This window comes from Aerosakkonema sp. BLCC-F183 (genome assembly GCF_041929145.1).
GTDB lineage: Bacteria > Cyanobacteriota > Cyanobacteriia > Cyanobacteriales > Aerosakkonemataceae > Aerosakkonema.
In genome coordinates this window covers 123071-140868 of the sequence record NZ_JBHFNU010000040.1, presented here as the reverse complement: position 1 = coordinate 140868, position 17798 = coordinate 123071, and the positions used below count along the sequence as shown (strand labels likewise).

The window sequence follows — 17798 nt, the reverse complement described above, 5'->3', positions numbered from 1 at the left end:
TGCGCCAATGACAGCAGGAGCTAATGGCTTAATTTCCTGCCGAGGTAGACACCAAAGTTCGCATTCTTACCACTTACTCGTTTGAGTTTTAGCGGTCGATCGAAAAGAATGCGATCTCGTCACCCCGGCTCGAAGGCTGGGGTTTTTGATTGTGTCAAAAACGGCGAGATGTGGGAGGGGGAGGGGGAGTTAAAAGTCAAAAGTCAAAAGTCAAAAGTCAGAAGTCAGAATTCCTCCCTCTCCCTCTTCCCAACGCCCTAGCCCCTAATCCCGACGCCCTAACCCCAGTTCCCAAAGTAAGGAGGTGAAATAAGTATGGGTAGAACGCGAGAAAACAAAGACGCAATTATTGCTGACCTCAAGGAAACCTTGAGCCAGTCTCAGCTGGTAGTCGCGATCGACTACCAAGGACTATCTGTTGCTGAGATCACCGATTTGCGGCGACGGCTGCGTCCCACCGGTACTGTTTGCAAGGTGACTAAAAACACGCTGATGGGAATTGCCGTTCAAGACGATGAGAAATGGCAGCCAATGCAGGAATTCCTCAAAGGTTCTTCTGCTTTTCTCCTCGTCAAGGAAGACATCGGCGGCGCGATTAAGGCTTATCAAGATTTCCAAAAAGCTACCAAGAAGTCGGAACTTCGCGGTGGCGTCATGGAAGGTCGGGCCTTAAATCAAGATGCTGTCAAGGCGATCGCTGACCTGCCATCCAAGGAACAGCTCATGGCTCAGATTGCTGGTGCTTTGAATTCTGTGACTGCCAAAATTGCGATCGCGATCAACGAAGTTCCTTCTTCTCTGGCTCGTGGCCTTCAAGCTGTGGCCGACAAGGACAAGGAAAACAATGGTGCCGCCGAAAGCGAAGCCGCTTAGTTTGTCAGCTATCAGTTGTCAATAGTTAGTAGTTAATTTCCAAAACCGCTAACTTTTGACCGACGGCTAATGACTAATGACCGATGACCAAATTATCTAAACAATTCTCAGGAGTTTATCAATGTCTGCTACTACCGATCAAATTCTCGAACAACTCAAAACTTTGACTCTGTTGGAAGCTGCCGAACTGGTTAAGCAAATTGAAGAAGCCTTCGGCGTTAGCGCTGCTGCTCCTACTGGTGGCATGATGATGATGGCTCCTGCTGCTGCTGCTGCTGCTGAACCAGTAGAAGAACAAACCGAATTCACCGTCACTCTGGAAGAAGTTCCTGCTGACAAGAAAATTGGCGTTCTCAAGGTTGTACGTAGCATTACCGGTTTGGGTCTGAAAGAAGCCAAAGATTTGGTGGAAGCTACTCCTAAAGCGATTAAGGAAGCCATTAAGAAGGAAGAAGCCGAAGATATCAAGAAGCAAATTGAAGAAGCGGGCGGTAAAGCTTCTATTAAGTAATCGCTGGCATTATTACCTTGCATTTGCATTTAAAGAGTCCCAAATGGGACTTTTTTTTATTGCTGATTAGTAATAATAAAAACTTATTGATATCGTGTCCGGTTGCATTGATAGTACATGGCGAAAGATTATCTGTGGGAGATCGGGGGTTAAATTTTTACCGCAGATGAAGACAGATAAACGCAGATGAACGCAGATAAGAACGCATTTTTTATGCAACCGATGCTACCGGACATGATATTAATCGTAGGGTGGGTTAGGCACGGGCGATAAGTTAACCACTTTCTATCGATAATTAAGTTCCCGTGCCGTCACCCACCATAGAAATATCTGTGACAGACACAAACATTTTTCACGCTCGACTCAAAAGACCCCATATTTAGTGTAAATCTTCATCCCAAATACCGATGTAAATGCGATCGCGATCGTTTCGTTCAATTACTCCTTTTAGATCGCCTACAGCAAACGAATATCTATTTTTTTCTCTTTTATACACTCTTTCTAGCTGTAGTTTTATCTCCCGTGATGCTGGACTGCCTAACATTTCATTGAGAGTTTTAAACATCGATTCCGAGTCTACCGAGGGATCGAATGCTACTTCGGTTTGGCGCAAAAGTTGGGTATTGCGATCGAATAAATAACCTAAGCTAACTTCACCTGGGACAAAATCTTCATAGAGTACGGCGCGGGTATTTTTCCAGACGCCTTTAGTAATTTTGCTGGGATTACCCAAAGTATTTCTGACTGTAGATTCTGGCGTACCAACAGGAAAACCGGGTACGAATCCGCGAGTCGAAATCCGCGTCGATCTATTTTGGTTAATAGATTCTTGAGTTGGTGATGGGGAAGGGGTTTTTTCTGCTACTGGATTTGGGGTTGATCCTGTGGAAGTGGGAGAGTTCTCAATCGCGGGGGAAGAGGTTTTTTCTGGTATTGGATTTGAGGTTGATGGGGTGGAAGTGGGAGAGTTCTGAGTCGGGGATGAAGTATCTTTTTTTACCACTGGTTGCGGTGCGATCGGTTGGCGAGATTTGGCGATCGCAATCCCAATAATAAACGCAGCACCAACGATTCCACCTGCAATTATCGCGGCTTTTTTCCACTCCCTGGAACGATTGGAGGGATGAGGAATTTTAACTGCTTGGGTGGATGCGCCACCTGGGGATACGGCGATCGTTTCCTGCTGGGAAAGGGGGACACCACCAACAGGGGTAGGAGAAGTTTGTAAGGCGTCTAGCATTTGTCTGGCGGTAGAAAAGCGATCGCGTGGATGCGATCGAATCGCCTTATCCAATACCGCCGCCAAGTTACGGTTAATATTGGGGGCATTTTGACGCCAAATCAACTCACCCGTTTGGGAATCAACCTGTAATTCTTGAGGCAATTTTCCCGTCAGCAGATAGATGGCAGTTAGACCCAAACTGTATAAATCGCTAGAAAATATTGGTCTACCTGCTGCTTGTTCCGAAGGCATAAACCCAGGCGTTCCAATTACCATTGAGTTAGTAGGATTGCCTTGGGAATTCATCACCGTGGTCATGGTTTCTTTGACTGCGCCAAAGTCAATTAAAATCGGTTTGTTATCGCGTTGCCGCAAAATGATATTGTCAGGTTTGATATCTCGATGGATGATACCCTGAGTGTGAACGTAATCGATAACGGGCAAAATATTTATGAGGATATCGCGGACGCTAGATTCGCTTAATTTTACTTCTCGCTGTAACTTTTCTGTTAAAGTTTGACCTTCAATCCATTCCTGAACTAAATAAAATTGTCCGCCTTCTTCAAAATAGGCGTATAAATCGGGAATTTGGTCGTGAGAATTGCCGAGTTTTTCCAGAATAGCTGCTTCTCGCGCAAAACGCTCTTGAATTAGTTGATATGCTTGCGGATTATGGGCAACTGGTTTAAGCTGTTTGAGCAGACAACGACGGCGGGAAGGCAGATGAGTGTCTTCGGCGAGGAAAGTTTGACCGAATCCACCAGTTGCGATCGCTTGTACGAGTTGATAGCGATTGTTCAAGAGCTTCAGCGACATGAGATACTATTCACTCTGGTTCTAGTATAAAGATTGAAAACCGCAGATGCACGCAGCTTGTAGGTTGGGTTGAGGAACGAAACCCAACTTAGTATTATTAAATACTTGGGTTTCGCTTTATTTAACCCAACCTACAACTTGATTCCCTATTTCAAATCCAACAAACCGCTATCTTTCAATTTCGGGTTAAAGCGAATATCCTCTTGGCAACCGCGAGATTTTAACGCTGCTAAAATTTCAGTTTCTACTCGACGAGCCACATTTTTGAGCAGTTTAGATTGCGCCAACTCTTCTCCTGCTGCCTTTTCATAATTCGCCTTTTCTTCATCCGTCATCAGCGGTTTGACATCAATAGATTCTGTCCATTTCACTTTATCAACTCCATTGCCAACCGGGGTAGCGCCATTTTCGGAAATCCAAGCATTCATCGTATTTTCTAGAATTGTCCGATTAGGCTTTTCAATTGTTTGTACTTTCAGCCAGTAGCATTTTTGCGGCTGACGGACGAAGTGCTGTTTGATACTGAGATAAACATCGCGAGAATAACCGACAAATTCGAGCGCTTTCTCTTCATCAAAAATTGCGTAGACACCTATTTTACCTTGCAAACTCTCAGGTAATTTGCCAGCTTCATCGAGATAGGAGATTTCTGCTAAACTGGCAAGAGAGGGAATATCTGTTTGAGTTGTCATTGGTTTGATTCAGAGTTTTGTTATCCGATTTTGCGATAAATCGCACAGAGGCGACTGGGGTTAAAAATCTTGGCTTTGAACATAAAATTAGGCGGTACATTGATAATAGCGTGTTCCGGAGATTGGTAATATGGCTCAAATTCCGCTGGCATTCCTTTGGGGGTGGCGGCGCTGTATGGTACTGGTTGAAATAGTAATTCGGTAAATTCAACTTGCTGGCATTTTACCTGTTCGGCAACTTGCTGGAGAAAGGCTTCATTTTTTAGTAAACCAAACAGGCTTTCTTTTGCTTCTGGGTCAAGGGTGAAGCTGCTATCAAAATTTTCGATGATTTTGAGAGGCATTCGATTCAAATTTCATATAGGGACTTTTACTAGATTATGAGATTGTGTGACTCATGTCAGCTAAATGAGGACAGGAATAAAATTAAAAATTGTGAAGTTTACTCGCTGGGTCGGTTTTGTTGCAAAATAGTTTATGGAAGGTGTCTTAGAATCGCTCGATCGAAGCTAGGCGATCGCATTTTGCAGAAGTCAGAAAAAGTGCGATCGCACTTGACAGTCAAGGTTGCTCAGAACTGTTCTGGGTTAATTCCTTGTTCTCGCAATTTTTCTATCAAAGCTTGATAGCGTTGTTGTGACTCTTGACGCAACCTTTTCTCTTGTTCGAGTTGCGCGATCGCATTTTCTGCCCTTTCTCGTTCCTGTTCCGCCCGTTGACGTTCCTCTTCTCTCAGCCTATCCAATTCCACCGGAGTGAGAAACTTTTGTCCATCCGGGCGATAAATTTCTAAGGTATCTTCTTTAAGTTCAAATCGAATACCCAAACGAGGACTTACCCACCCATTCATTTGTTCAATTGGTTCTAACCAATCGCCAGAACGGAGCAAGCCTGTTAATTCTACATCGTCTGGATCGTAAATGTAATATTCTTCTACGCCATAGCGTTGATAAAATATCGTTTTTTGCAACATTTTACCAGTGCGATTACCAGGGGATAGGATTTCAAAAACAACTTGGGGAGGAATATTATTTTCTGACCATTGTCTGTAGGAACCTCGATCGCCTTTCGGTCTACCAAATACTACCATCGCATCAGGTGCTTGCCGAATGGTATTATTTCCTTGAACAGGATACCAAAGTAGATCGCCAGCGACAAAGACATCATCGTTGTTGGCAAACAAAATTTCGAGGTTTTCTTTGATAATAACGATCCAGCGAAATTGTTTAGTGTTGTCTGCAATTGGTTGTCCGTCGCTGTCTGGGTAAATGATTTCTGAGGTTGTTTCAGCGGGCAATATTTCTGAGTTTTCATCATCCTCATCAAATAATTCTGGAGATGATTTTTTCAGATTTTCAAGGAACTGCTCGGTGGTAATTTCTGCAAAATGTTTGTAAAGTATTTCAGCGCATCTTTTTGGATCGGCCATTAGTTAATTCCTCCTTATGGTTCTATTAAACAAGATTCTTCAATCAGAGAAGTATCTCTGACTGCGATCTGAATGTGGGCGCGATCGAAAATAGCTGAATTGGGAAACACACGCTCACCCTCTAAGAATACGGCTCGAATAATACGAATGCTCTCGCCGGAATTCTGGAGAATATCAACTATATAGTTAAAGTAAGCACAGTCTAGCCTATGCGCTTTCGATCGCTCAGGATTTTGCCGAGGTAAAGGTCTATTTGTTTGTCTGTACTCCTCCACAAATGAATTGTATATATTTCTCAGCAGTGGAAACCACTTGATATCCAGTAAATCCATGCTATCTTCCAAACGGATAACTGAACGGATAACAGCCGGATTTGTGGGATGTTGTTGATTTGCCCATTCCCAAGCGCGTAAAGGTGCATCTTGGAAGAAGTAAACGCCTGTTCCTAGCCAGTCGTAGTCATTGGAACTGATGTTAAAACCTCGCTGAATAATTGCTGCTGCTGCGTCTGCGCTTGTGCCATGATAGCCATAGACTCGGATTGTTTCAGCCACTAAAAACCTCCTCGCCACCCATTTATTTTAGCTATAAATTAAGTAGAGTTTTTGATATTTTATCATTTGTGATATTATACTATATATTAGTGGTTAATAAATAGTTATTTGAAATTTTAGACATTGTGATGCGGGACAAATTAGAACTGTTTGCTGCTCACCAAAACTAATATGACTCAACCCCAAACTGAACCCAAACTATACAGCTTTGATGAATTTATCAACTGGTATCCCGAAAACTCAGAAGTCCGGTACGAACTGCATGAGGGAGTAATTATCGAAATACCTAAGCCAAAGGGAAAACATTCAAATCTAACAGGTTCCCTCATCGAGCAACTATTGATAATTATTAGGCAGATGGGAAAAGGGGGTATTTGGACTATTCCTAGAGAATCAATTGTTAAACCTAAACGGGAACAATCTGGTTATGAGCCGGATATCATTGTTTTGAACCAAGAAGTTTTGGGGGATGAACCACGATGGGAAAGCGAATCGATTATCCAAAATCCTGATTCAGTTAAATTAATTGTTGAAGTTTTTTCAACTAATTGGCGTGACGATTACTATAATAAACTGCGAGATTATGAGGAGATGGGAATTCAGGAATATTGGATTGTTGATTATGCAGCATTGGGGCCGAAAAAGTTCATCGGCGACCCTAAGCGACCTACATTTTTTGTTTGTAATTTGGAGGATGGGGAATATCAGATGAATCCATTTACGGAAAACACTCCGATTAGTTCTCCGACTTTTCCTCAGTTCAATTTATCGCCACAGCAGGTTTTTGCGATCGCCCTGTAGATATTATTTCTCATTGGTGAGTTTCAAAGACTCGCAAGAGAGGAGTTACTTCTTATTGGCAAGATTGAAAAACTCATTGATGAGGTTTCAAGGCTCATCGACAAGAGTCCAATAAGTGTTTGAGATTATTATATTTATAGCAAATTTATGCAGTGTTTTAAGCAGATTACGAAACGGATAAAAACCGAATTTGTAGATACTTCAATCCATATTACAAGCGGATAATCGTACATATTGTAAGAAGTAAACTCCAGTCCATAGATAGATTTGGCCATTGGCACTGAGTTAAAGATATCCCGAATAATCTTTGCTGAGTTTGCATCCATCTAGGTAAGGAAAGCTACCTAAATTTAGAAATTATAAAAATTTTAGTTTGGCTCAGTTGGCTCAGTTTTAGTCGAGCGGAGCGTGATAGTATTCTCGAATAGCTCAATGGTGTTAAGAATACTAATGGCTGAACTGTAAGATTCCTCTAATAATTCTACCTGTTCTTCCGGAGTATCAATCAGATCGTCCGCTAGCAAACGTAGGGAACCAATCATACTATTCATACGAGTACGAATTTCATAAGATAAGCGGTTTTGAATTCCCTTTATGCCGCTAGTGTTGTTAATAGCTAAGATTTCTTGTCCCTGCCAATAAATCTGACTAATTTTACAAAAAGAAATGGCGTCTGCTGTCAAGTATGGTTCTAAATATGACCATTTTTCTTGGACTTGACGTAGCAATCCCCTCGACATTAAATCGTCATCATTTTCTTGCTTATGCCATTCTCTTAAAGCATATTCTACCCGGCTAATCAGTATTAAGATTTCCCGACTCTCCTGCCGCCACTTGGCAAAACTATCCCAGCCTTCAATCAAAGCTTCATGGCCTAAATCAACCCAAACTTCTTCTTGTTGATTTTCTTTGCCAGTGACTAACAAACGTCCGTGAATCAACCGATCTAAAACATCATTAATAACTTGCCCATCCGCTAAATTATCCCTAGCAATACCCAACAATTTAGCTTTCGGTTGCCTTTGTCTAGTATCCTTCTCCCCCTCACCCGTTCGCACCAACCTTAAAAATATCAGCTTTATCCATTCCTGTTCTTCCGCTGTTCTCTTTTCCTGCGGCAAATCTTTCTGAAAATCCTTATATCTATAAACCTTTTCCGCGTGACGGTTCAGCGCCCCAGTTACTCCCCCCAGCGCTTGATACTCTCCTAAAGTTAGCTGATGCTTTTGGTTGTCGCATTTTTCCCAAAGTTCCGTCAGCGCAAACTGCAACAAAGGTAAACAGTCTTTCTCTTTACCCACATCATCCAAAATCGCTCCCAGCAAACCAGTTTCCAGATGATAACCTTGAAGATGAGCAGGTTTTGCTATTGCCTCCTCTAATTCTGCTCCCAACAAAGGCGGCATATACACCGCTTGATTTTGAATCAACTCAGTCAGCGACTCATAACTCAAACAATATTCCATAAAATCCGCCCGCATTGTCGTCACAATTGCCAACCGGGAGTCGGGAATTTCTGCTACTTTGGTCAGCAATTCAATAAATCGCCGCGTCTGTTCATCTTTATCCAGAGAACGAAGGGTAAACACTTCCTCAAATTGATCCACGACTAACAACAACCGCTGGAAACCGGGTAATTTTTCAATTACCGCAGGTAAACCAGCCGTTTCCATGAGAGAATAGATTTCTGGCAATTGCGATCGCTCAAACCAACCGTTAAAAGCACGCTTCAATTCCGCCAATGGTTCCACCCCAGGCAAAATCGGTTCTTTGGCTAACAATTCCCAGCCATTTTCCTCTAACTTAGGAATCAAACCTGCCCGAACTACGGAAGATTTGCCACTCCCCGACGCGCCAATAATCGGCACAAAATTTGCTTGTCCCAGCTTTTGCCATAGCAGCTGGATGACTTTCTCCCGTCCAAAAAAGAAATCCTTATGTTCTTTGTCAAAATACCTTAATCCTCGATAGGGACAATCTTCCTTAACAACTTTTACCTTCTGTTTTGGCGGATATTGAACTAAAGTAATCGAACGTCCCCACCCCATACGAATCGGTTCTTGACCGCTACCCTTGAGTTCTGATGTGATAAAGTCGAAAAGGCGATCGCCACTAACTCGCCCATCCTCATCAGCATTATCATCCCCCAATCCCTTCAGAACTGCCCCAGTAAAAACCCCGTGTTCCTTAGCTTCCAGCGCTTTTTCAAACCCACGACAGGCAGTAATCAAATAGTAATCGGTCTTTTTCCCAAAAGCTGTCAAGCTATCATCCAGCAGTTTTCGTTCTAGCGCATATCCAGCATGACAGCAATCCAGCAACATCACCAAATTGCTAACTTCCGACTTACCAATCAATTTATTCAAATCATCCAACCAAATCCCATTGCGTCCGTCGCTGCTACAATCAGAAGTTGCCAAAAATCCTTTCTTCTCATCCGTCCAACTGGCAACCTCTAAACCATGTCCGGCAAAATAAATTAGCGCCTCTTGGTGTTTCGCCTTCTCCAACAAAAACTTTTTCAGCGCCTCACCCAAATCTTTCGCCGTCAGTTTCTTATCCAGCGCCACTTCCCAACGGTTTTCCTCCTTTATCCACCGTCTCGGTAAGCGTTCCACATCCTGAAAATTGCCCTTTTTTTCGAGAATTTGGGCAATTGCCTCCGCATCAGTCACAGCTTTGGGTAAATTTGGGGAAATCTTCTCATAATTAGCAATCCCAATCACCAGCGCATATCGAACCATACAACCTGATCTGGCATACGGACGTTTTAGAGTATCCTTACCAACATAGCAGTCAGCAAATTACCAAACCTACTCATGTCAGAAGTAGAACGCCTACTCGTCAAAGAAGAAGACGGTACGGAGTACGAACTTTTCATCGAACCGTCAGACAATGAATACGATGTCCCCGATGCAGAAGATGATGGCCCAGTAACCCGCGCTGGCATACCCACCGTTAACATCAAGGACGTTCACAAAAAGATTCGCGGCTATACCAAATTTGTGCTAGGCGCATTCAAGAATTTTACTGATGCAGAAGTAGAAGAAGTCACAATCAAATTTGGCATCAAGCTAAATGGCAAAACTGGGATTCCCTTTCTAACCGAGAGTTCGGCAGAGGGCAATTTTGAAATCGAAGTTAAGTGTAAGTATCCCAACAGCCAAAAAACCCAAACTAATCCTTAAGGTAGATGTGCAAAAACTATAAGTAAGGTGTGAAATAGGCCAGGATGCTTAGTGCAAAAGCTGAGAAACCGGGTTTCTCGACGAAAAATATAGACTTCCAAGTTCGATCGCTGACAAGAAACCCGGTTTCTGACCCTGCTGGAGGATTTGGGTTTAACTGAGTCGATCGCCTTGACAAGGATGTTATCTTAGTCTGGGATATGGGAACCTTATGAGTAAAGAAACACTCAAACACTGACAAACTTTGACGAATTGCCGATCGGAATGGAAGGCATGAACCTTGTAGGTACTCAAGACCTCTGGGTGCTAAGCACCTCTCGCCTCTGACCTAAAAAATTGTTACCTGCCATACATTGCATATATGAGTTACTCCAGTCAACCAGAATTAATCATCGAGGCGGGTCGCACCGAAAAGCAATATTGGAAAGACCTGTGGCGCTACCGGGAGTTATTCTACTTCCTGGCATGGCGGGATATTCTGGTACGGTATAAACAAACTGCGATCGGCATCGCCTGGGCCTTGATTCGACCTTTTATGACAATGGTTGTTTTCACTGTTGTGTTTGGCAAATTGGCAGGATTAGCATATAAGACTCCCACTGTCAACTATCCCATACTGGTTTTTGCCGCTATGCTACCTTGGCAATTCTTTGCCAACGCGCTAACAGAGTGCAGCAACAGTTTGATTAGTAACGCCAATTTGATTTCAAAAGTCTACTTTCCCCGCTTAATAGTACCTGCTTCCGCCGTAATCGTTAGTTTTGTAGACTTTATGGTTTCCGGCATAATTTTGCTAGCGCTGATGGCTTGGTACAATTTTGTACCCGATTGGCGTATACTCACGCTACCCCTGTTTATTTTGATTGCCTTTGCAGCAGCAATGGGCGCAGGGTTATGGTTAGCAGCACTTAACGTCAAATATCGCGATTTCCGATATATCGTGCCATTTATCGTGCAGTTTGGTCTTTACATATCGCCAGTCGGTTTTAGCAGTAGCATTGTACCGCAACAGTGGCGTTTGCTTTACTCTTTGAATCCGATCGTAGGAGTGATTGACGGCTTTCGTTGGGCTATATTGGGTGGAGAATTTAAACTTTATTGGCCGGGGTTTAGTTTATCTTTAGCATTGGTAGCCTTGTTATTTGCCAGCGGTATATGGTACTTTCGCAAAACCGAACGCACTTTTGCTGATGTAATATAAGTAGGATTAAGAGGGAAAATAAGCTATGACAAAATCCCAGTAATACGGGATAACCTGTAAAATAAAAAATGTTTATTTAATGATAAAAAAAAGGAGAAGATAGGATGAAAGTTTTATTTAGCAATCCACCGTGGTGGGAAAAAAAAGAAGGCCGATACTGGTTCTGGAAAAGACACTGGCGTGTTGGCGTCAGAGCAGGTTCCCGATGGCCTTTTACCTATGTCAGTAACTGTAGCCCAGATAATTTTAAGTTTGGCGAATACCTACCTTACCCGTTCTTCATGGGCTATGCCACAACTTATGCCAAAAAAGAGACGGGATACGATGTAAGGTTCCGTGACAGTATTGCTTTACGGGAATCTTACAAGAGTTACTTTAGGCATTTAGAAGAAGAAAAGTACGACTACATATTCATTGAAATTGCCACACCCAGTTGGGAACACGATCGCTCTTTGCTCGAACAAATCCACAAACGTCTGCCAGACACTAAAATCGTAGTAACAGGGCCGATTACAACCATTAAGTCAGAAGAAATTTTAAATAATTATCCCGTTCACGCCTGCATTAGAGGTGAATACGAAAAAGGCAGCGTCCGCGTCCTCAAAGGAGAATCTGGCATTATTGACTTTGACCTGCTAACTGTAGCAGAAATGAACGCAGCGCCCTTTCCTTATTTTGATGAACTTCACGCTCACCGTTACTGGGACGGCAATCCAGTTGGGCAAGTAGCGCCTCACGCCCAGATTTGGAGCAGTCGCGGTTGTCCGTTCAAGTGTATCTTTTGCGTATGGCCTGCCGCTATGACCGGTAACGACCCGGACGGTACAAAAACGCGCACTGTACGCCAGTATTCGCCGGAGTATATGGAAGCTTTTATCCGAGAATTAATCGATCGCTTCCAATTCAAGTGTATTTACTTCGACGACGATACATTCAACTTGGGCAACAACCATGTCGTGAAAATGTGCGAAGTGATGTCTCGAATTGGCATTCCTTGGTCAGCCATGTGTCGAGCTGATACCATCCAAATGGGAACCTGGCAGCTGATGAAGGAAAGCGGTTGTTTTGGTGTCAAGTTAGGGTTTGAGAGCGGCAACCAAAGAGTGGTAGACAAGATCGTCAATAAGCACTTAGATCTGGAGTATGCCGCGCAGATCGTGCGCGAGTTAAAGCGCATCGGGATGACTGTTCACGGCACTTTCACTTATGGTTTACCAGGAGAAACCAAGGAGGAAATGTTAGACACAAAACGCTTCATAGCTTCTCTGCCTTTTGATAGCTTCCAAGAATCGGGAACTGCCGAAATAGAGGGGACTCCACTCCATACACTCCGCAAACAAGGCAAACTAGAAAAGTATGAGGGAGCGGCCATCGATTCAAATTACAAACGAGAAGTAGACGGCAGCAAAAAAATGCAGATTTTAGTAGAGGATTTGAGACAAAATTAGTCTGTTCTATATCGTTTAGTGGGAAAAGCTCCGATGCCAAAAATTTCGCTATACATTCCCTGCTTCAATGTCGAAAAGTATATTGCTCGTTGTATAGAGGGAATATTAAATCAGACCTATGCGGTAGATGAAATTTTGGTTATCGATGATGGTAGTCGCGATCGCACTGTGGAAATTGCTTCCCAATACCCGGTGCGGATCGTCAAACATGAAGTTAATAAAGGACTTTCCGCCGCCCGCAATACCGGATTTCGGAATGCAAGCAATGAATGGGTGGCGTCTTTAGACGCCGATTGTGTCGCCGATTCTCATTGGCTGGAGAAATTAGTAGCTTCCTTAGAAGAAGACGAAAAAATTGCCGTTGCAGGTGGTAGATTAGTGGAAATTGTACAGGAGTCATGGGCCGATCGCTGGCGCAAAGTACATATGACTCAAGATTGGGGAGATAATCGCTTGTCCGATCCTCCATTTATGTATGGTAACAACAGTCTGATCCGCAAATCTGTAATAGAAGAGGTGGGCTGGTTTAACGAGAAGTTAAGAACGAATGGAGAAGATGTGGATATGTCAAAGCGAATTTACGAGAAAGGTTATCACATTGTATACGAACCCGCTGCAATTGTTAACCATCTTCGCCATGACAGCATTCCTTCTATTTTGGATACATTCTGGAGATACTTAAGATTCAGCTATCCCACCTATAAAGAAATTACATTTAAATGGTTTTTGCATAATGCTTACAACGTGCATTTAAAAGGAGTGATGATAGACCTGCTATATCGAGATTTAAAGCGGAATAAAAATTACCACTTTATTCCGTTGGATCTGTTCGTACCTTGGTATTTAACGTACCGCAATTTGAAGTTACTTTTAGAAAACAGAAAGCAAGGATAAGAAACAAAGGAAGGGTAAATCTTCTGTAATAATACAAAAACGTAGGTAAGTTAAAGCATTGCTTGAAAACAGCAAAAATGGAAATGGGGTCTATAGAAAGTAGGTTAGTCAGTGTAATTTAGGTGGGAATTGAGGGCGTGTCTGATACTGTAATCCGCGTAGAAAATCTGAGTAAAAAGTACTTAATTGGGCATCAAGAACGATTGCCTTACAGAACTTTGCGCGAGTCAATGGTACGAGGAGCAAAGAATTTAAGTCGAAATTTACTCAACCCTTTCGGCAAAAAAGTTTCCAATCCAGCTTATGAAGAATTTTGGGCTTTGAAGGATGTATCCTTTGAGATTAAGCAGGGCGACGTAGTAGGTATCATCGGTCGCAATGGTGCAGGGAAATCGACACTATTAAAAATTTTGAGTCGCATTACAGAACCAAGCATAGGTCGCATTTTTATCAAAGGTCGCGTAGCAAGTTTGTTGGAAGTAGGAACAGGTTTTCACCCAGAGTTGACTGGCAGAGAAAATATCTATCTTAACGGTGCTATCCTGGGTATGAGTAAAGCAGAAATTAAACAAAAGTTTGATGAGATTGTCGCCTTTGCTGAAGTAGAGAAATTTTTAGATACACCGGTTAAAAGATATTCTTCTGGAATGTATGTTAGGCTAGCCTTTGCAGTAGCAGCACACCTAGAACCAGAAATTTTAGTAGTTGATGAAGTGCTGGCGGTTGGAGATGCTGCTTTTCAAAAGAAGTGTTTGGGAAAAATGGGAGATGTCGCGACCAAGGAAGGTCGCACAGTTTTGTTTGTCAGCCACAATATGGCAGCAGTAGAAAAGCTATGTCGGTGTGGTATTGTCTTGCATCAGGGGAAACTTCAATATGTGGGTAACCAGACCGATTCAATAAGCAAGTATCTCACAAATTTTTCGGCAAGTGTCATTTCTCTAAAAGAGCGCACTGACAGGCAAGGTTCGGGCGAAATCAGGGTAGTGGCGATTGAAATTAGAGATGAGGAAGATAATATTTTAGACGCAGCAGCTTCCGGTCAGAATATCAACATTTATTTTTATTTTGAGCTTAAACCAGGAAATCAGCTTAAAAAAACTGTTGCAAGTTTAATGGTAAAAACTGAGTGGGATACACCAGTTTTTATCCAACACAGCAGGCTTACTCAAAGCGATTTTGGTGCGATCGACAAAAGTGGGTTATTTATTTGTAAAATAAAGCGTTTACCTTTGCCACCAGCTAATTATAGAATAGCCTACAGTATTATGCCTAATAATGGCATGGAGGCGACTTACTATGACTATGTGGAAGACGCTGTAACTCTAACGGTAGTTGATGGAGATTTCTATGGTTATGGGGAGGTTCCACCCATATCTCATGGTGTTTGTCTCGTTGATTCAACATGGGAAATAAAACTAAATTGATAGTTAGAGATATTCCTATAGAATTACTAACAAAAAAATAAATATAAAAATCAAACAAATAATAAATTCCCAGATAAACTGTGCTAAAATAGATAGAGATATTATTAAATGTTTTTGAGTTTCACCCAGACAATTATTACGGTTTTTGGTCAATTGAGATTTCACCTGTGATTTCAAGGAGGCTATATTGGGTATAGTAAGAATGGGGCCACCTAATGATTTAGTAGCTCAGTTAGGGGCAGAGTTTCGTATTATAAACTTTGTCGAAACGGGTACCGCTTACGGAGGTACGGCACTTTGGGCATCGCAACAATTTAAAAATGTCTTTACGGTTGAATATTGTCAGGAGATTTACGAACAAACAGTTAAAAATTTTCACCATATTGAGAATATAGAATTCCGCTTTGGAGACTCAAGGACGGAACTAACGAAAATAGTAACTCGACTGGAAAGTGCAAGTTTTTTTTGGTTAGATGCACATTGGAGTGGCGGCATAACTTATGGAGAAAACGATGAATGTCCTCTACTTGAAGAGATCGATATTATTAATAAGTCAGAATTTGAAAATTTTATCTTGATTGATGATGCGAGGTTATTTACATCTCCTCCAATGCCTCCTCACAGGATAGAACAATGGCCGGATATTACTGCGGTACTTAATGCTCTCCACTCAGGACGCAGCGATAGATACATTATAATAATCGAAGATGTGATTATTGCAGTACCTCAATCTGCTAAGCCAACTGTCTCTCACTATTGTCAGGAAGTGAATGCAAAAGCCTGGGTAGAGTTCGATAAACAAGTCAACACTCCCAATTATATCAAAGGTATAAATTTAATTTACCTGGATATAAAGCAGAGGCTAAGACTCATAGAAAGAATTAAGAGACGAGTTTCTCAAATTATAAAAAATTAGTCTGGCAAGTAGCGAGGTAAGATGGATAGCAAGCTAAGAGAAGTGATAGGACAGGTCTGTCCTGAAATAGATTTAAACGGTTGGTCACCTTTATGTCCCATCTGTGCAAGTCCTTTAAAAATAGATGTTAAAAGCTATTTTGTATTTGCCCAAAGACATTGGGCTTACGGCTGTTGTAGTTCATGCGACAAGAAGTTCTTATTAGATGTGCCTGCTTTACTGTACAATCTCTGGTATCCGCAAATTATGGATATAAGTACAGGAGAAGTCTATGGCACGGACAGTTGGTGGAAAGCAGATATGTATAATATCTATTTCACATTTTTTGGGCAGAAGCCTGTTGTTGGTGACAAGAAAAATTTTAGAAATCTATATACAAGATTTAGAACGCTGGTAAACATCATCAAAATGGGAGATATCAATGTATTATACAGTGCAATTAAGAAAAATTTTCCGATTTTAGAAAAAAAATGGCTGACCGGAAACAAAACATCTAACGTTACAAACAAAGTCAAACCTACACTCAAAATAATTTCTAAAGAGGCGAGGAATTCCGATTCAGTACTGCTATTTAATTGCCTTGATGAGTACTACGGTCACACTACCTGTTTTATAGAGTTTGTCTATATGATTTACGATCGCATTGCAGACAAGCTCAAACAGGAAGGGATAGCTACAGCGATTTTAATTCCTGAGTACTTGCAATTTTACGTTCCTGACTTTATTGACGAAGTATGGGTGGCTACACATTTACCGTCTCCCTTCGGTCGAACTACATTCAGAGATGTGGATTTCAACAATCAACTTAATGAGGCAATTAAGCAGAAAAAGGTATTTATACCAAATCAATGGATAAATCGCAGTTCAGGTGTAGATGTTCGTCGATATTTCCATATGGATATTGTAGAACAGCGGGCTAAAATATCAGTCGATCGGTATTCTCACATTTTTGTTTTTTACAATCGGGAAGATTATCGTTGTTGGGGCGGTCATCCTAAAAAAGAACTAAGGAACTATTCTAAATTAGCGAATATTATCAAAAATAAATATCCATCAGCAGGTATATTTATTGTGGGGATGAAACGGAATTATCTGTTAAACAATCCAAATCTTATTGACTTGCGAACAAATGGAATAACGGAGAACTATACTGAAAAGCAAATCGACTATCTATACTTGCTTTCTAAAACAGATTGTGCGGTAGGTATTCATGGTTCTCATATGACAGAAATTTCAGCATTAGCAAGAGCGGTCATCACTTTACAACCAGAATCTAGATATAAAAACTACACTGACGATATGTTCTTGATTAAATCATCCAATTTTATTGCTGAGCTAAATAGGTTTTATTCAATTTTTGGCAAGAACAATCTTGTTGATATATCACCTGAAAAGGTGTTCAATATTATAGAAGCTGCTTTGCATAGAGTAAACCATGCCTATCCAAGTTTAAAGGGTTATCCGAGTATGGAAGCTCTTTACGAGCAAAACAACCAAGACTTCCGCAACCATTGGAAAGCTGAGTAATGTAACAAGTAATTAGGAGTAACACTTTGAAAGTGATTAACCTCGTAGGTAACTTCGGCATTCGTCTATCTGAAGAGACAAGCATCAAGCCGAAATTGATGGTTGAAATCGGCAAAGAGCCTATTTTATGGCACACTATGAACACTGACGCGGCTTTTGGCCCCCAAAAATTTACGATCGCCTTGGGGCGCAAACTATCGTTGACGCAGCTTACCGGAGTTCATGGCCTACTTTTGAGGCGAATATCCGGGGAACTTACAACCTGCTGTCAGCCTGTCGCGTAAATTCGGTGCTAGTGA

17 protein-coding genes and 1 other annotated feature (1 of these 18 cut by a window edge) are annotated in these 17798 nt (G+C 41.8%); of the genes, 11 read left to right on the top strand and 6 right to left on the bottom strand.

All coding sequences use genetic code 11. The features are described 5' to 3' along the window. Positions 1-157: a sequence feature (ribosomal protein L10 leader region), on the top strand; it begins 14 nt to the left of the window's first position. 158 nt (positions 158-315) lie between these two features. After that, a complete protein-coding gene (gene rplJ, locus ACE1CD_RS10115) occupies positions 316-873 on the top strand; it encodes a 50S ribosomal protein L10 (RefSeq protein ID WP_374796638.1) in 558 nt (185 codons plus the stop codon). Between the two features lie 121 nt (positions 874-994). Continuing rightward, positions 995-1384 (top strand): 50S ribosomal protein L7/L12, encoded by a 390-nt coding sequence (gene rplL, locus ACE1CD_RS10110; RefSeq protein WP_374796640.1) that lies wholly within the window; start codon positions 995-997, stop codon positions 1382-1384. A 379-nt stretch (positions 1385-1763) separates the two neighbouring features. Here the strand turns inward: rplL and ACE1CD_RS10105 are convergent, their stop codons facing one another. The 5 genes from ACE1CD_RS10105 to ACE1CD_RS10085 all read right to left on the bottom strand — a co-directional run bounded on the left by ACE1CD_RS10105 (position 1764) and on the right by ACE1CD_RS10085 (position 6097). Next, entirely contained in the window at positions 1764-3422 is a 1659-nt protein-coding gene (locus ACE1CD_RS10105; protein ID WP_374823668.1) for a protein kinase, read from the bottom strand. Positions 3423-3568: 146 nt separating this feature from the next. Then, positions 3569-4114 (bottom strand): GIY-YIG nuclease family protein, encoded by a 546-nt coding sequence (locus ACE1CD_RS10100; protein WP_374823665.1) that lies wholly within the window; start codon positions 4112-4114, stop codon positions 3569-3571. Positions 4115-4134: 20 nt separating this feature from the next. Further along, positions 4135-4458 (bottom strand): hypothetical protein, encoded by a 324-nt coding sequence (locus ACE1CD_RS10095; protein WP_374823663.1) that lies wholly within the window; start codon positions 4456-4458, stop codon positions 4135-4137. A 227-nt stretch (positions 4459-4685) separates the two neighbouring features. Further along, on the bottom strand, positions 4686-5543 hold the full coding sequence (locus ACE1CD_RS10090) for a Uma2 family endonuclease (RefSeq protein WP_374823660.1): 858 nt from the start codon (positions 5541-5543) through the stop codon (positions 4686-4688). A gap of 14 nt (positions 5544-5557) precedes the next feature. Continuing rightward, on the bottom strand, positions 5558-6097 hold the full coding sequence (locus ACE1CD_RS10085) for a hypothetical protein (protein WP_374823657.1): 540 nt from the start codon (positions 6095-6097) through the stop codon (positions 5558-5560). A gap of 171 nt (positions 6098-6268) precedes the next feature. On the opposite strand from ACE1CD_RS10085, the gene ACE1CD_RS10080 reads away from it, so the two are divergent. Then, the gene (locus ACE1CD_RS10080; RefSeq protein WP_374823654.1) at positions 6269-6898 is read left to right on the top strand and encodes a Uma2 family endonuclease; all 630 of its coding nucleotides are present in this window, start codon (positions 6269-6271) and stop codon (positions 6896-6898) included. Between the two features lie 368 nt (positions 6899-7266). Here ACE1CD_RS10080 and ACE1CD_RS10075 read toward each other — a convergent pair whose 3' ends face one another. After that, positions 7267-9642, bottom strand: coding sequence for a caspase family protein (locus ACE1CD_RS10075; RefSeq protein WP_374823651.1), 2376 nt, complete (start codon positions 9640-9642; stop codon positions 7267-7269). Positions 9643-9717: 75 nt separating this feature from the next. Between ACE1CD_RS10075 and ACE1CD_RS10070 the strand changes: the two genes are divergently transcribed. The 8 genes from ACE1CD_RS10070 (at position 9718) to ACE1CD_RS10035 (ending at position 17783) form a co-directional block, all read left to right on the top strand. Further along, positions 9718-10086 (top strand): CU044_2847 family protein, encoded by a 369-nt coding sequence (locus ACE1CD_RS10070; protein WP_374796655.1) that lies wholly within the window; start codon positions 9718-9720, stop codon positions 10084-10086. 361 nt (positions 10087-10447) lie between these two features. Then, on the top strand, positions 10448-11287 hold the full coding sequence (locus tag ACE1CD_RS10065; RefSeq protein WP_374796657.1) for an ABC transporter permease: 840 nt from the start codon (positions 10448-10450) through the stop codon (positions 11285-11287). Between the two features lie 104 nt (positions 11288-11391). Next, positions 11392-12735, top strand: coding sequence for a B12-binding domain-containing radical SAM protein (locus tag ACE1CD_RS10060; protein WP_374796659.1), 1344 nt, complete (start codon positions 11392-11394; stop codon positions 12733-12735). Positions 12736-12768: 33 nt separating this feature from the next. Next, positions 12769-13629 (top strand): glycosyltransferase family 2 protein, encoded by an 861-nt coding sequence (locus ACE1CD_RS10055; protein ID WP_374796661.1) that lies wholly within the window; start codon positions 12769-12771, stop codon positions 13627-13629. Between the two features lie 137 nt (positions 13630-13766). Beyond that, complete coding sequence (locus ACE1CD_RS10050) at positions 13767-15056, top strand: ABC transporter ATP-binding protein (protein WP_374823648.1); 1290 nt, start codon at positions 13767-13769, stop codon at positions 15054-15056. Between the two features lie 187 nt (positions 15057-15243). Continuing rightward, positions 15244-15972, top strand: coding sequence for a hypothetical protein (locus ACE1CD_RS10045; RefSeq protein ID WP_374823645.1), 729 nt, complete (start codon positions 15244-15246; stop codon positions 15970-15972). Positions 15973-15993: 21 nt separating this feature from the next. Continuing rightward, the gene (locus tag ACE1CD_RS10040; RefSeq protein ID WP_374796667.1) at positions 15994-17499 is read left to right on the top strand and encodes a hypothetical protein; all 1506 of its coding nucleotides are present in this window, start codon (positions 15994-15996) and stop codon (positions 17497-17499) included. A 26-nt stretch (positions 17500-17525) separates the two neighbouring features. Beyond that, on the top strand, positions 17526-17783 hold the full coding sequence (locus ACE1CD_RS10035) for a hypothetical protein (protein WP_374796669.1): 258 nt from the start codon (positions 17526-17528) through the stop codon (positions 17781-17783). Positions 17784-17798 lie beyond the last annotated feature (15 nt).